This window comes from Alkalihalobacillus deserti (genome assembly GCF_020734105.1).
Lineage (GTDB): Bacteria > Bacillota > Bacilli > Bacillales > Bacillaceae_D > Halalkalibacter > Halalkalibacter deserti.
Genome location: NZ_JAJAFR010000002.1, coordinates 154,718 through 169,792, shown reverse-complemented (window position 1 = coordinate 169,792; position 15,075 = coordinate 154,718). Strand labels below are relative to the sequence as shown.

The 15,075-nt window shown below is 36.1% G+C and carries 11 protein-coding genes; 3 read left to right on the top strand and 8 right to left on the bottom strand.

The window, feature by feature from the left end; all coding sequences use genetic code 11:
• Nucleotides 1–128: 128 nt before the first annotated feature.
• From LDX58_RS04375 to ku, 4 genes are all read right to left on the bottom strand, one after another.
• Nucleotides 129–1,721: an ATP-binding response regulator gene (locus tag LDX58_RS04375; RefSeq protein WP_227935635.1), complete on the bottom strand. Its 1,593-nt coding sequence runs from the start codon at nucleotides 1,719–1,721 to the stop codon at nucleotides 129–131.
• A 66-nt stretch (nucleotides 1,722–1,787) separates the two neighbouring features.
• Nucleotides 1,788–2,618, bottom strand: coding sequence for a CheR family methyltransferase (locus tag LDX58_RS04370; RefSeq protein ID WP_227935980.1), 831 nt, complete (start codon nucleotides 2,616–2,618; stop codon nucleotides 1,788–1,790).
• 36 nt (nucleotides 2,619–2,654) lie between these two features.
• Nucleotides 2,655–5,366: a response regulator gene (locus tag LDX58_RS04365; RefSeq protein WP_227935634.1), complete on the bottom strand. Its 2,712-nt coding sequence runs from the start codon at nucleotides 5,364–5,366 to the stop codon at nucleotides 2,655–2,657.
• A 528-nt stretch (nucleotides 5,367–5,894) separates the two neighbouring features.
• Nucleotides 5,895–6,770: a non-homologous end joining protein Ku gene (ku, locus tag LDX58_RS04360; RefSeq protein WP_227935633.1), complete on the bottom strand. Its 876-nt coding sequence runs from the start codon at nucleotides 6,768–6,770 to the stop codon at nucleotides 5,895–5,897.
• A 94-nt stretch (nucleotides 6,771–6,864) separates the two neighbouring features.
• Between ku and LDX58_RS04355 the strand changes: the two genes are divergently transcribed.
• Nucleotides 6,865–8,721, top strand: a complete 1,857-nt coding sequence (locus LDX58_RS04355) for a DNA ligase D (RefSeq protein WP_227935632.1) — start codon at nucleotides 6,865–6,867, stop codon at nucleotides 8,719–8,721.
• A gap of 335 nt (nucleotides 8,722–9,056) precedes the next feature.
• Here LDX58_RS04355 and LDX58_RS04350 read toward each other — a convergent pair whose 3' ends face one another.
• Both LDX58_RS04350 and eutH read right to left on the bottom strand, forming a co-directional pair.
• Nucleotides 9,057–9,728 (bottom strand): NAD(P)H-dependent oxidoreductase, encoded by a 672-nt coding sequence (locus LDX58_RS04350; protein WP_227935631.1) that lies wholly within the window; start codon nucleotides 9,726–9,728, stop codon nucleotides 9,057–9,059.
• Between the two features lie 75 nt (nucleotides 9,729–9,803).
• The gene (gene eutH / locus LDX58_RS04345) at nucleotides 9,804–10,880 is read right to left on the bottom strand and encodes an ethanolamine utilization protein EutH (RefSeq protein ID WP_227935630.1); all 1,077 of its coding nucleotides are present in this window, start codon (nucleotides 10,878–10,880) and stop codon (nucleotides 9,804–9,806) included.
• A 238-nt stretch (nucleotides 10,881–11,118) separates the two neighbouring features.
• Between eutH and LDX58_RS04340 the strand changes: the two genes are divergently transcribed.
• Together LDX58_RS04340 and deoD are read left to right on the top strand one after the other, a co-directional pair.
• Complete coding sequence (locus LDX58_RS04340; RefSeq protein WP_308017452.1) at nucleotides 11,119–11,310, top strand: YjcZ family sporulation protein; 192 nt, start codon at nucleotides 11,119–11,121, stop codon at nucleotides 11,308–11,310.
• A gap of 225 nt (nucleotides 11,311–11,535) precedes the next feature.
• Nucleotides 11,536–12,237 carry a purine-nucleoside phosphorylase gene (gene deoD / locus LDX58_RS04335; RefSeq protein WP_227935628.1) on the top strand — a complete coding sequence of 234 codons (702 nt, stop codon included), beginning with the start codon at nucleotides 11,536–11,538 and terminating at the stop codon, nucleotides 12,235–12,237.
• Nucleotides 12,238–12,901: 664 nt separating this feature from the next.
• Here the strand turns inward: deoD and LDX58_RS04330 are convergent.
• On the bottom strand, nucleotides 12,902–13,858 hold the full coding sequence (locus LDX58_RS04330) for a hydroxymethylglutaryl-CoA lyase (protein ID WP_227935627.1): 957 nt from the start codon (nucleotides 13,856–13,858) through the stop codon (nucleotides 12,902–12,904).
• Nucleotides 13,858–15,063, bottom strand: coding sequence for a CaiB/BaiF CoA transferase family protein (locus LDX58_RS04325; protein WP_227935626.1), 1,206 nt, complete (start codon nucleotides 15,061–15,063; stop codon nucleotides 13,858–13,860). The genes LDX58_RS04330 and LDX58_RS04325 overlap by 1 nt, the downstream gene beginning before the upstream one ends.
• Nucleotides 15,064–15,075: the final 12 nt, after the last annotated feature.

Sequence of the window (15,075 nt, the reverse complement as noted above, 5' to 3'; positions counted from 1 at the left end):
ATCAAAGAATGATCGTATAAACTATGTCGGACAGTGGCGATGGGAAGAGCCCCTTTGTTCGAAGGTGATTCATCCCCACCCTACTCATTGGGCAAAAGCCCTTCACTTTCCATGAGGATGAGATCTTCTCACCTGTTTGATAAAAGTCTGCTATTTACTTCTACTGCTTCACCTGTTTGCTGAAAGTGAATAAAAAAAGAGGTTCCTTTTTTATTTGTATTAATATTTATATGAGCAGAGTGTCTTGCTGCAATGCTGTAACAAATTGCTAGGCCTAAACCTGTACCCGTATCTTTCGTCGTGAAAAAAGGAGTACCGATATTTCCTAAAATGTCTTCTTTGATTCCAGGTCCTTCATCCTTTATTTCTAATACAACCTGTTCATTCTCAAGAAATGTTCTGATTACTAGCATTCCACCTGAATTCATGGCTTCTAAACCATTTAAACCAATATTTAAGATTAATTGTCTGATCTCTTTTTCATCAAGATATAGATGAGGACAATTAGCTAAATCCAACATAACTTCTTTAGAGCTCAGTAAGGCTTCTGCTCTTAGTAAAGGATGCAATGTTTGAATAATTGAGTTAAGGTCTTTTTGCCTTCTATCATTTGCTTTATCTTTTGCTAACGTCAGAAACTCTGTAATAATACCATTTGCACGATTTAACTCATCAATCATTAAATCGATGTATTCCTCAGGCTGTGGCTCCTTTAGGTTTTTTGCTAATTGTAAAAATCCATGAACAGTCGTCATCGGGTTACGGATCTCATGGGCAAAACCCGCTGCCATCTCCCCAACTAAATTTAATCGGTCTAAGCGAGAGATTTCTTTTTCTAGTTGTACACGCTCTGTCACATCAGTAATCGTACTTATAATACAAGCTTCTCCATTAATATTAGCCGTCTCCGTAGAAATCAGTCCATTTCTAACTTCTTTACTTTTCGTAACATAAGTCATTTCAACATTATAAATCCCTGCCCTTAAATCATACGCTAGGGCATCTTGTACCAATGCAGTTTGATTGGAACTTTTAATTTGAAGTAAGTCCAGAGGAGAACCTTTAGCCTCTTTTGAATCATAACCTGTAAATTGAGTCCAACTTTTGTTGACAACTATGTATTGCTTGTTTTTTAACGACCTGATTGCCATTAAATTAGGACTATGTCTAAAAATTTTCTTAAATCGTTCTTCAGACACTTTTAATTCTTCATTTTTCTCAAGTAACTCAGTTGTTTTAGCTTGGATAATGGATTCCAAGTTATTCTGTTTTTCCTTTAATCTTTCAGATTGATCCTTTAAATAAAGATTTTTATGCTTTATTTCAATCTGTTTCTTGTGTATTTGAACAAAAGCTTCAACTTTACTTCGTAATATAATCGGATTAAACGGTTTAAAAATATAATCTACTGCTCCTGTTAAGTAACCTGCTGAGACATGTTCATTTGCTTTACTCAATGCTGTGACAAAAATAATGGGGATATGACTCGATTGTTCTCGTTGCTTAATCAATTCTGCTGTTTCAAAGCCATTTAATCCCGGCATTTGTACGTCTAATAAAATAACAGCAAATTCATATTGCAGCACATATTTTAACGCCTCTTCTCCTGATTTCGCTGCAATTAAGTGATATTCCTTGGAGTCTAGTACAGCCTCTAACGCTATCAAATTTTCCGGTCGATCATCAACAATTAAAATGTTTACCTTATCCTCAGTTAACATGAAATCTCCCTCTTATTTTTAATGTTTTATCAATTGCCAAAAGAATAAGGTTAGTTTTTCTACATTCTATTTAACCTTTTTATATAGTCTTTCAACTGTATCTACTTCTTCATATGTATTAGCTGCCTTGTACATGCTTATAGATTCTTTACTACCTAAGCCTAAGTAACCACCATCACTCAGACTATTATAGAAAAGATCATACACACGATTCGTTAATTCATTATTAAAGTAAATAAGTACATTCCTGCAAACAATCATTTGAAATTCATTGAATGAATGATCGGTTACTAGATTGTGTTGGGCAAATATAATATTTCTTTTTAAATATGGTTTTAACTTCACATAATTATCCATCACCAAGTAATACTCTGAAAACTCTTTGTTCCCCCCTGCTTGATGATAATTCTTTGTATAAAGCTTCATATGATCGAGAGTCAACTTACCTTCTTTTGCTTTTTCAATAATTCTCTCATCCATATCAGTTGCATAAATTTTACATTTATCATAAATTCCTTCTTCTTGTAAAACGATCGCCATTGAATAAGCTTCTTCTCCTGATGAACAACCTGCATGCCAAATTCTAATGTAAGGTAGCTCCCGTAAAATAGGAACTACCTTTTGACGAAACACCTTGAAAAATCCAGGGTCACGAAACATTTCGGTCACATTAATTGAAAAATCCTCTAAAAGCTTTTTCATCAACTCAGGATCGTAGAGTACTTTTGCTTGAAATTCTGAAATAGACTTCACTTCTTCAATTTGAGCTCGATACCAAATTCTCCTTTTAATAGATGAGAAGGCGTAATTTCTAAAATCACACCCGTATCTTTGGTATATCCCTTCTAATAGTAATTTGATCTCTATTCTTTCGATCTCTTCCTGCTCTTGACTCATAGACCACCCAATTATTGTGCTCAAATCAACCTCTCCTTACTTATGGAGCCAAACCTTAATTAACGAAAGTAATTGTTTCATATTTACAGGTTTACTTATATAATCTGATGCCCCTGCTGTAATACATTTTTCTCTATCATTTTTCATTGCCTTAGCCGTAAGAGCAATAATTGGCAAATCTATCCACTCCTTATTTTTCCTTATCATTTCCATCGCTTCGTATCCATTCATCTCTGGCATCATGATATCCATAAGGACAATGTCAATCATCGATTTTTTTTCTAAAAGTTTAAGAGCTTCCTTACCGTTTTCAGCAAACAGAACTTTCATATTTTGCTCTTCTAACGCTGTAGTTAGAGCAAAGACATTTCGCATGTCATCATCAACTATTAATACGCATTTACCTTGCAACTCAATTTTATTCGTTTGCTTCTGTTCCGCTGTCTCTTTCTCAAGGTTTGGATTATTACCTTTAGATTCTTGAACTATTACAGAGTCTTCCGTACTAACAGCTACCTCATCTATTACTTTATTGAGAACAGAAATGCCGTTCAAGTCAGGAATATGCAAAGTGAACGTACTTCCTTGATTGATAACACTTTCAACCTCAATATAACCACCTAGTAATTGAGAAAGTTCCCTACTAATCGATAGGCCTAAGCCTGTACCACCGTAGCTTCGAGTGATGGTCCCATCCTCTTGATAAAAAGCATCAAAGATTTGTTGTTGTTTTTCCTCTGATATTCCAATTCCTGTATCGATTACAGAGAATGAGACTTTCATTTCTCCATTCTCTAATCCTTTTTTTACGTATAGCTCTACGCTACCGTTACTTGTGAATTTAAATGCATTTGAAAGTAAATTTTTTAAAATTTGTTTTAAACGTTGATCATCGGTAAATACAAGTGAGGGTGCTGTTTGTTCGATATTTATTTTGAAATCAACACCTTTTTGATTTGAGATCGGCATAAACTGCCTTTCCACAAAAGCTTTCACATCGACTATTGAAACTTCCTCAGGAGAGACCTCTACTTTACCAGACTCAATTTTTGACAGATCTAATATATCATTTATAAGATCAAGTAAATCTGTCCCCGAAGAATAGATCGTGTTAGCATGTTCAACTTGCTTTTCTGTTAAGTTCTCATTTTTATTTTCAGCAAGTAACTGGGATAAAATTAACATGCTGTTTAAAGGTGTACGTAATTCATGTGACATATTCGCAAGAAACTCAGATTTATATCTTGATCCAAGTTTAATGCTTCTATTTTTATGCTCTAAATCCTCTTTGATCCTTTCTAACTCTTTTTTTCGTCGATCAGATTGTTTATACTGCTCGTGTAACTGGTCATTAGTTAATCGTAATTCTTCTTGTTGCTGCTGAAGTTCTTCTGATTGAGTTTGTAATTCCTCTGATTGTGTTTGTGATTCTGCTAGTAACTCTTCTAATTTCATATGATGTAAAATTCGTTCAATGCTAGACCCTGATGCTCTACATACTTGCTCTAAAATAGTGATTTCTGGTTTCGTAAACGACTGAAATTTAGCTAGCTCGAGTACTCCTAGTACTTCTCCATTAAATTCAATAGGTATAAGAATTAATGAAGTAGGTGTTGCTTCTCCCAACCCAGACCTAGTTGCGATATAACCTTTAGGAAGCGGTTCTATATTCATCATTTGTTTATCTGAAGCGCATTGTCCAACTAATCCTTGACCGAGATGAATCGTTTTGACTCCGACCTCTTCTCCATTTTCTGCGCTTGCAAACGAAGCTAATTTTTTCAACTTTGTCGTCTCATCTCTTAAATAAATCACACCATGAGTTGCTTTTACAAACTGAGCTATATTCGTCATTAAGGTTCTACCAAATTCATTTAACTCTCGCACACCTTGAAATTTCATCGCAACCTCTGCATAACGAGACTTAATCCAATTTTCGTCTTTTAGCGCATCTGCCACTTGCTTTTCTTTTTTTGAGATGTTCTCAAGAGCTTCCGCCATCTCATTGTAAGCGCTTGAAATATCACCAATTTCATCTTTTGTTGTCACTTTAATTCGAGGTAACTGATCTAATGAATGTGATGATACACTTGTAATGACTTTGCGTACGCCATTAATACTTTTAGAGATATTTTTGACTATTAAGAATACAATTACAATGACAGCCGATATTGAGATGGCGATAAGAATAGTTACAATTGTTACAGCATTTTCATACGTTTGTTCTGTTGCAGCGAAAGCCGTTCCTATCGTTTGTTCTTCCATAGCTATTAAAGTGTTTAGCTCTTGTGCCAGTTCTTGCCTAACACCATTATTCATTAAGTACTCTGCACCAGCTTCAACTCCGTCGGTAGTAGCGATATTAATGACATTCTGAATTATTTCGCCATAGGATTGTTGCAACGCTTGAACAGAAGAAATTTGCTGCAATTTTTCATCATCTAAAGTGATTCGCTCTAAAGAAGTAAAGATGCCGGAGAGATTTCTCATCGCTTGGTTAATATTCTTGACCTTCTCAGTTCGCTTCGATTCTGAGGATACCAAAAGTAATTCACGAGCCTCTCTAGCAGCCACATTCATTTCATTATTCAATTCATTCACAAGTATTAATCTATTGTAATCACTAGTGAAAATTTCACGCATAGAATTATTCTGCTTATCAAGCGTATAAAATACTGTCACACTTAGCGCAATAATAATCACAGCAATTGTTCCCAACCCTAAAATAAGCTTTGTTTTTAATTTCATTATTTTTAATCCCTTCTCAACTTATGAATTTATTTCTTTTTCCCAACAGTGATATTGCATAATTACTATAATAAGCATCCGGAAGTAAACGCATTCATTCTAAATATCCAGATTTGAATTTCCGAACATCTATGTGGGCTCCCTTTTGATTGAGCATTGAACAGCATGACCAAACCTAATTATAAGGAGCTCTTTAGGCCTTCAAACCATTAATCCCTATACCCTATTACTTGATAAATCGTGAAACGCTTTCTTAAATAAAAAGTATATTTCTAGTTTACTATATATACCATTTTGTTTCTATATGAATCTAAGCCTTTTGCTCCCTATACCAACAAGTTTGAACCACCTTAGGGATTTTGTCTTTTTATACCATCAATAACCTTCTTCATAATAATAGAGCTTGTTCAAAAAGGGTGGTCTTCCCTTTTTGAACAAGCTCGAATAGTGAAAATCTCTTTTAATTAATTAACCACAAATCTCTCCAAAAAAAAAAAAACTGACCAAAGTGGCCAGTCCAGACACATGCTATGCATTTTTCATTGTCTCGGTCGCTTTTACAGATTTCTTTTCTGTCGTTGGTTTTGTCGCAGCTGTTTTTCGTTTTCGCGTTGTCGGCTTCTTTGTTTTAGTCTTATCAAGCGAGGCTTGCAGTGCGGACATTAAGTCCGTCACATTAGACGCAGCAGCGGGTTGCTTTTCTGTTGCAGAGATAGTCTGTTTACCTGTTTTCTTCTCTTCAATCAGGTCCATTAAAGCGGTTCGATACTCGTCACTGTATTTTTCTGGATCAAACGTAGTCGTTAATTGATCAACAAGCATTAAAGCCGTATCAAGTTCCTTTTGTACGACTAATTGTTCTTGAGGTACATTGGGAACTTCCTCGACATTACGGACTTCATCAGGAAAGTGGATCGTCTCCATTAATAAAGTGTCCATATAAACACGAACGATAGCCAACTGTTCTTTCGACCGAATAACTATTTTCGCTACGCCAATCTTGCCTGACTCAACTAGCGCTTTCCGTAACAAAGAATAGGCTTTTCCTCCTCCACTATCTGGAGCAATAAAATAACTTTTCTCAAAATAAATCGGATCAATTTCTTCTAATTTAACAAAATCAATAATTTCAACAGCTTTTTCTTCATTTTCTTTTTTCAATTTCTCAAGTTCCTCGTTATCCAACACAACAAATTTATTTTTGGCGTACTCATATGCTTTTACGATATCCTCGTTCTTTACTTCTTTCTCGCATCCTGGACAAATTTTTTGGTAACTAATTGGTGTGTGACACTCTTTGTGTAATTGTCTTAACTTGATATCCTTATTCTCCGTTGCTGTATGAAGCTTAATGGGAATATTAACAAGACCAAAGCTAATACTTCCCTTCCAAACTGTATGCATCACAGATCACCTACCTTTTTTCTTAATGTGCAATGTTTTGGCTAAGAATATGTATGGATAAAGAAAAACTGTAACAGCCTAGTGGGTAACAAATATGAAAGTAGGTAAAATAGTGAAACCAATGCTGTTGTCACCTTCCATTGATATCCCTGCTGGAAAAGGATGGCTTTACGAAACCAAATTTGATGGTTTTCGTTGTATCTTACAATGGGAAAGTGAAATCCCACAGTTAATTAGTCGTAATGGTAAAAACCTAAATAAGCAATTTCCAGAAATCGTTGAATTTTGTCGTGAAATATATAACACAATAAAGGATTCATTGCCCTTAATTTTAGACGGAGAAATTGTTTACCTTTCAAACAATTACAAAAGCGAGTTTAGTCATATCCAATTACGCGGGCGAATGAAAACGAAAAGTGTCATTAGCAAACATGCTGAAAATTTCCCTTGTCATCTTGTCGTGTTCGATTTACTTAAACTTAAGGGAGAAAATTATAGTAATCAACCTTTGCCGCAAAGAAAAAACGTACTTCAAACTCTTTTCAAAAAACGGCAACTACCTACTTCGATTGATTATGAGAAGACAGCGCGTCTCCAAGCCATTGAAAGTAAAAAAAACAGCAAGCAACTATGGAACGCTATAATGGTTCATAACGGTGAAGGCATTGTTGCAAAACGGGAAACAAGTCTATGGGAAAGTGGCAAGCGTACACCTAATTGGTTAAAAATCAAAAATTATCGTTTTGTCACTGTTTGTTTAACGAAATTTGATAAAGAAAATAGCTATTTTCATGGGTCTGTCTATCAAGAAGAACAACTTGTTGAAGTTGTTGTGTTTAAACATGGCTTAACAGAAGAAGAAGAACAAACACTACTCACCTTTTTCAAACAGAATGGTCAAAAAACGTCCAAACATGTTTGGCAATTAGAGCCATCGATTTGTGTTGAGATTGCCTGTATCGGTTTTGACGGCAAACAATTAAGAGAACCACGATTTCATGCTTTTAATTTTCAAATAGAACCAAATGAGTGTACGTGGCAATCATTATTACGTCAGCTTCACCCATTACCTCAAAACATTAATATGACAAGCGCTGATAAACCCATTTGGTCAAATTTAAATATTAAAAAAGACGATTTCTTGCTTTATCTTCAAAAAGTAGCTCCATATTTACTTCCATTTTTACGAGAAAGACTATTAACTGTCATTCGTTATCCTCACGGAGCTATAGGAGAACATTTCTATCAAAAACATTGTCCCGATTACGCTCCTAGTTTTGTCGTAACGGAGTTAGTCGATGGCATTGAATACATTATTTGTAATGAACTTGAAACACTTTTATGGTTAGGGAATCAGCTTGCGCTAGAGTTTCATATCCCTTTTCAAACCCGAGATACAATAAAACCTACTGAGATTGTTTTTGACCTAGATCCACCTTCCGTAGAGGAATTTTCACTAGCTGTTGAAGCCGCCCTACAAATGAAAGCGATCTTTGATCAATTTAAGCTTGAATCATTTGTTAAAACGTCAGGAGGGAAAGGGTTACAAGTTTACATTCCGTTGCCTGGACAACAATATTCATATGAAGAAACTCGAGTATTCACCGAATTTGTATGTCGTTTCTTGTGTGAGCAACAACCGAACTGGTTTACAACTGAACGCCTAAAAAAAAATAGAGGAAATAAATTATATCTCGATTACATTCAGCACGATGAAGGAAAAACCATTATTGCTCCTTACTCGCCTCGCGGAAGTGAATATGGGCAGGTTGCAACACCCTTACATTGGAACGAAGTAAACACTTCTTTAACACCGGCTATGTTTACACTGCCTGCTGTTCTTGAACGATTAGAGCATCATGGTGATCCATTTATCCACCTTCGCCTCTTACAAGAGCAACAAGTATTTGGCGATGTACTAGCACAACTTTTTGAATTAGTAAAAAAATAAAAGGTATTGAAAAAGCTAACGGGTTCGCAACAGAGGGAGAAAACATAAAAAAACACATCATTTAGAGACGAAAATCGAACCGATTTCGTCTCTTCTTTTTTATAGTTATATCAAGAGTTTTGTCATCTTAACAAGTAAAATAACAGTCAAATTAACACCTGTTTTAGTAAAGATTTAGTGTACTGTTTAAAACTGGTGTTAAAACAAGTGCTTAATTGTATGTTGATTTTAAGACGATTTGATTACGAGTTTTGCACGGAGTTTTTAAAAGCTCGGTAGGATTTTTCCTAACGGGTTTCCTTTGGCGGCAAAACATCAAAATTCAAGTTAAATCACTATCTAATCCATGTCACTATGTCGCTCATTTCCTTTCTCGTTTTTGGGCGCGGTTCGTTTGCTCGATATCCAAATGCAGCCATAACAGACACATCAAAATGTCCATCTTCTAACAACCCTTTATCCTCAAGAAAATCATGAACTAGCTGATAATCAAAACCTTCCATTGGACATGAATCAATTCCAATTTGAGCAGCAGCGGTCATCATATTCGCTAAGGCGATGTAGGTTTGTTTCGAAGACCAATCAAAGATCGTCCGCTCGCTTTCTAGTATACGAAAATTTTCTTGAAAATTTTGATACCCTTGTGGAATTTCTTTTAATTTTTCTTCCGGAAACTTTTTGACTGTTCGCAAATGATTAGTTATATATTCTGAATCGTATTTTACATCTTTCATTGTTCGTGCAAGTAGAATGACAAAATGGCTTGCTGTTGGCAGCTGTCCTCTAGCTCCGCCGGCTATTTCTTTAAGCTGTTTTCTCCATTCCATATCTTGAACAATAACAAATTTCCATGGCTCTATTCCAATCGAACTAGGTGATAGCCTAGCCGTCTCTAAAATAAATTCAAAATCTTCATCGGTGATTTTCTTGTTTGGATCAAATGTTTTAGTTGCATGCCTGAAATGAAATGCATCAAGTATTTGTTGTTTCACAATATTTTTATTCATTTTTTCTCTCCCATTCCTCAATTTAGGAAGTATAGTAACACAACCCGATGTAAGAAAACAAATGAATTGCAATGTTCAAGCCTCTTTCCTCATTACAACTTGAGCTAATAAAACGGCACTGATGCCAGCAATTAATTTTCCTAAAATCATCGCAAAGACCATCTCTTTTTCAATTCCTGCTACAAATCCTAAATGTCCACCTAACACAAATGCCCCGCTTACTGCAAAAGCGGTATTAACTACTTTTCCTTTTGGCTCCATATCTTTAAGTAGAGCTAGCATTGGAATGACATGGGCTAAGGAGGCAATCAAACCAGATGTAGATGTCTCACTAATACCAAGTTTTCCCCCTGCAAATTTTAAGTTTTTCTTAAACACTTTATTTATAAAAGTAACCATTGGAAAGGCCCCAGCAAGGACAATGACAATCATTCCAACAATTTTAATTCCTTCTTCAAGCGGGGTCATATTCGGGATTAAAATAAGACCAGTTAATGTCTCGACACTAATCGCAGCAAGTCCAATAATCGCTATAACTTCAATCACCTTACCAAAATATTGAAATCCCTTAATCATTTTTTCTGTCGCTTTCCATAAGCCAAGCGCTATCAGTAATGATAAAATTATAGTTGGCACTAGATTGGCAACAACTATTTGTATATCGAGCTTCGCAACCAGCCCTCCTGCTAAACAACCAATAGGCACGGTTATAATCCCTAGTAGTATCCCTTTTGCAAAATAACCATGATCCTTTTTGTCAATGATCCCTAGCGCTACTGGTATTGTAAAAACAATCGTAGGCCCCATCATCGTCCCTAAAAACACCCAAGAAAACAATTCGGCATCAGAACTTTCGGCCATCTGGGTAGCTAAAGCATATCCCCCCATATCTAGAGCTAAAATCGTATTAGCAAATGCAGCAGGGTCGGCTCCGACTAAGCCGTAAATTGGGGCTATGATTGGAGTTAATATAGTAGCAATTACTGGGGCTAAGGAGATAATTCCAACCATCGCGAGTGTAAGTGAACCCATCGTCATAAATCCATTAGTAAAGCCCTCACCTAACCCCCATCTATTTCCTAAACATGCATCGAATGCACCTAAAACTAAAAAAGCGACCATGATGTAAATAATGATGTCATTTATCCCCATCTTTTAATCCTCAATTCTTTTTAAACTTGTTTCATAGATTCTGTTTTTAAATAGTCAATTTATATTCGAAACAAAAATATGAGTTCACTACTATTTTAAATGATTTTATAGAAAATGAAGAACGAAATGAGCAAAAATCTCTCTCATTCAACATTTTCTCTTTAAATACGGATAAGAGTGAACTTCCTATAACTCTAAACATGTCCTTAAAATTCCACTCTTACCTAGTTCAGAAGCAATGGCCTATGCATACTGTAAATTAACCTCCCTATTGAAAGGTGGTGTAGATATGGGTTACTACGGTCCTTGGTACAGTAGTTACGGGTACTGTTGCCCCCCTGCACCTAGGCACGGTTCAGGCTTTGGCTTTGCACTAATTGTAGTGCTTGTCATCCTGCTCATTATCCTCGGCGCAAGCTGGTTTAGGTAAGGTTATTAAGCGCCTGTATCGGGCGCTTTATGACTTCTATTTCATATTTCTCCTTTATTATAAACGAGAGTAAGACCTAATTAACTATCCAAGATACATCTCAATAATAATCGGGATTAAACTGGTACACTCTCATCTCCTCAAATTTGAGAAGTAAAGCGATTATGTTATAGTAATGACTGATATAAAATCATTTCAATTAAGATTTTTTAGGAGGGCCCTTTAATGAGCGTACATATTGGTGCAAAACAAGGTGAAGTTGCAGAAACGATACTTCTTCCTGGAGACCCTTTACGGGCAAAATATATTGCAGAAACGTTTTTAGAAGATGCCGTTTGCTACAATGAAGTAAGAGGAATGTTAGGGTTTACTGGTACTTATAAAGACCAAAGAATTTCAGTTCAAGGGACAGGCATGGGAGTACCTTCTATTTCGATTTATATTAATGAACTCATGCAAGAATACAATGTCCAAAATTTAATTCGTGTTGGTACATGCGGGGCTATTCAAAAGGATGTAAAAGTAAGAGACGTTATTTTAGCGATGAGCGCATCAACCGATTCGCAAATGAATCGTCTCACTTTCGGCGGAGTCGACTACGCTCCAACAGCGAACTTTGATTTACTCAAAAAAGCCTATGATGTTGGAGTTGAAAAAGGCTTGAATTTGAAAGTAGGGAATGTATTTACTGCTGATATGTTCTATAACGACAATGGGGAGCTTGAAAAATGGGCAAAGTATGGCATTTTAGCTGTTGAAATGGAAACTGCGGCTCTTTACACGATCGCAGCTAAATTCGGCAGAAGTGCTTTATCGGTTCTCACAGTAAGTGATCATATTTTAACAGGGGAAGAAACGACTTCAGAAGAACGACAAACAACATTTAGTGATATGATGGAAGTTGCTTTAGAAGCAGTTTCAAAGTGATTTATTGTACTAAACAGGGTGTCATTTTTCACCTTTTCCATTTACTCTAACTTTGAAAATCAACAACAACTTTTATTCAAACCAATCCATAGAAAAAAGCATCTTAGATTTTTATCTAAGTAGTTCCGATAATGTGGAGAAAAAGTAAAAGAACAGTATAAATCACAGAAATAACAAGTGAAATAACAAAACAATTAGTACACAAAAGCGCTTGGATTATTATTCTAATCCAAGCGTTTGATGTGATGATTAGCGGACATACAATCCGTTATTTCGTGAAATTGGCTACTTTCGTGATACAAGTAGACAGCAGGTTCACTATTTCAAAAAATCTTTAACAAAATATCCTCTAACGCAAAATATTTATCGTAGTTTAAGTGCACTTATTCACAATATTTATATGTATTTTAACATGAAATTACAATTACCTTTTGAAGTTTATATAATTAACATAGCAAAAAGCATTCCTTTTAACATACCAATTCACACGTTAACAACAGCTATTGTCACGATAGGATTTATTGTGTTATTTGCATTGCGATTTCATATGTTAAAACTATATAATCATTGATATAACAAGGATTTTAAAAGCCCAAATCACCATGCTATTTGGGCTTTTAATTGGTATGTTATTTCTTGTGTTGCTCCACAAAAATTAAAACAATTACCCCAATTTTTCCTGAGAGGCAGGTTTTATATGCAACTCTGAAGAAGGACCGGCTTGAAGCATGTAACTACCACCATCGTGCCCCATCTTTTCTTTTACGCCTTTAGCTACATTGATCATCGAATTTAAATTAATCCCTGTTTCAATTCCCATCTCATGGAATGAGTGAACAAGATCCTCTGTAGCAATATTACCTGATGCTCCTGGTGCATAAGGGCATCCACCTAACCCAGCAACCGAACTATCAAAGTGAATAACCCCTTGTTGAAGAGCGGCAACTGCGTTAGCTAATGCCATTCCACGGGTATTATGAAGGTGCATAGAAAATGTCATAGCTGGGAATTGATCTTTTAGTTGCCCTAACAGATTATATACTTGCACAGGATTAGCCATCCCTGTTGTATCTGCTAATGAAACTTCATCGATGCCCATTTTAGTATATCGATCTAATATAGCTGCAAGGCGGCTTAAAGGAACGTCTCCTTCATATGGACAACCAAAAGCAACCGATATAGAACCACCGACTTTCACTCCTCTTTTTGCTGCTACCTCAATGATCGGCTCCAATTTATTTTGTGCCTCTTCAGAAGTGCTATTCGCATTTGAAAGACTATGCGCATCGGTAGCTGAAAGCATTAGCTTTAATTTTATAATCCCTGCATCAATAGCTCGCTCGGCTCCTTTTACATTTGGTACTAAAGCTCTAAATTTGATACCCGTAAGATCCTGAGACTTTCTCACTACTTCCTCTGCGTCTTTTAACTGAGGAATGGCTTTAGGGTGAACAAAAGAAGTAATTTCCATTGACTTAACGCCTGTATTAGCCAATTCTCTTATAATACTAAGCTTTGTTTCAGTCGGAATCCATTCCGTCTCCGCTTGAAACCCGTCACGAGGAGCCACTTCACAAATTTCTACTTTTGAAGGTATCGAAAGCTGTTTAAATTCACTCATTAGATAATCCCCTTTTCTTTTAAGTTTACTAAATCTTCCGCAGTTAATCCTAGACCCGTTAACACCTCTTCATTATGCTCTCCAAGTTCTGGAGCACGATGTCTTATGCCACCTGGTGTTTTTGAAAATTTAGGAACAACTCCTGGAACCTTAATCGTACCTAAGCGTGGATGTTCAACTTCAACGATGTTCTCTCTTGCTTTATATTGCGGATCTTTAAAGATGTCTTCAATCGTTAAAATTGGACTAACTGGCACACCAAATGAATCTAACTTATCTGTTAATTCTTGCTGTGTTAATTGTCTGATCCAATTTGAAACAATTTCTTGTACGTCCGCATCGTTCTTTAAGCGCTCTGAGTTTGTATAATAACGAGAATCCTCCAACATATCTTCGCGCTCCATCGCTTTAGCCAGACGGTCGAACGTTGAATCTGTGCTACACACTAATACAACATACTTTCCATCCTTTGTCTCATATGTTCCAGCTGGACTTGAATGTCCTGCAAGTCCCGGACTTCTTTCTCTCACTTTTCCGTTTTGATCATACTCAGCTATTAGAAATTCCAACATACGGAAAATCGATTCATATAATCCCATCTCCACTACTTGGCCCTCATCATCATCATTTACCTCTTGACCGTAGAGAGCACTCACCGTCGCAAACGCCACATAAATGCCTGTAATGTAATCAAGTAACGAATAAGAAGGACTAACTGGTGGTCGATCTGGATAACCTTGAATAGCAGTATGACCACTAAAAGCTGTACCTGGAGTTCCAAATCCTGCTTTTTCCTTGTAAGGACCAGTTTGACCATAACCAGAAACTCTTGTCATAATTAATTTAGGATTAACCTTTTTTAATTCTTCATAACCTAGACCCCATTTTTCTAAAGTTCCAGGACGGAAATTCTCAATTAGTACATCAACTTTTGCTATTAACTTCAAGAAAATTTCTTTTCCTTCTTCTGAACGGATATCCAATGTAACTGATTTTTTATTACGAGCTAATCCAGGCCATCTTAACGGCTCCGTACCTTTCCAAGGTCCAACAGTACGAAGGGTATCTCCTTTTCCTGGTAGCTCAACCTTCGTTACTTCAGCTCCTAAATCAGCGAGTAATGTCGCACCGAATGGCGCAGCAATCATCGTAGATATATCCAAAATATTAACGCCAGTTAATGGTCCAAAATTCATTTTTGACATTTTTTCTACACT

Coding starts and splice junctions, on each gene's coding strand:
- LDX58_RS04375 (WP_227935635.1), bottom strand. CDS start 1,721: ATGTTAACTGAGGATAAGGTAAACATTTTAATTGTTGATGATCGACCG.
- deoD (WP_227935628.1), top strand. CDS start 11,536: ATGAGCGTACATATTGGTGCAAAACAAGGTGAAGTTGCAGAAACGATA.
- LDX58_RS04365 (WP_227935634.1), bottom strand. CDS start 5,366: ATGAAATTAAAAACAAAGCTTATTTTAGGGTTGGGAACAATTGCTGTG.
- LDX58_RS04340 (WP_308017452.1), top strand. CDS start 11,119: ATGGCCTATGCATACTGTAAATTAACCTCCCTATTGAAAGGTGGTGTA.
- eutH (WP_227935630.1), bottom strand. CDS start 10,880: ATGGGGATAAATGACATCATTATTTACATCATGGTCGCTTTTTTAGTT.
- LDX58_RS04370 (WP_227935980.1), bottom strand. CDS start 2,618: ATGAGTCAAGAGCAGGAAGAGATCGAAAGAATAGAGATCAAATTACTA.
- LDX58_RS04355 (WP_227935632.1), top strand. CDS start 6,865: ATGAAAGTAGGTAAAATAGTGAAACCAATGCTGTTGTCACCTTCCATT.
- LDX58_RS04330 (WP_227935627.1), bottom strand. CDS start 13,858: ATGAGTGAATTTAAACAGCTTTCGATACCTTCAAAAGTAGAAATTTGT.
- ku (WP_227935633.1), bottom strand. CDS start 6,770: ATGCATACAGTTTGGAAGGGAAGTATTAGCTTTGGTCTTGTTAATATT.
- LDX58_RS04350 (WP_227935631.1), bottom strand. CDS start 9,728: ATGAATAAAAATATTGTGAAACAACAAATACTTGATGCATTTCATTTC.
- LDX58_RS04325 (WP_227935626.1), bottom strand. CDS start 15,063: ATGTCAAAAATGAATTTTGGACCATTAACTGGCGTTAATATTTTGGAT.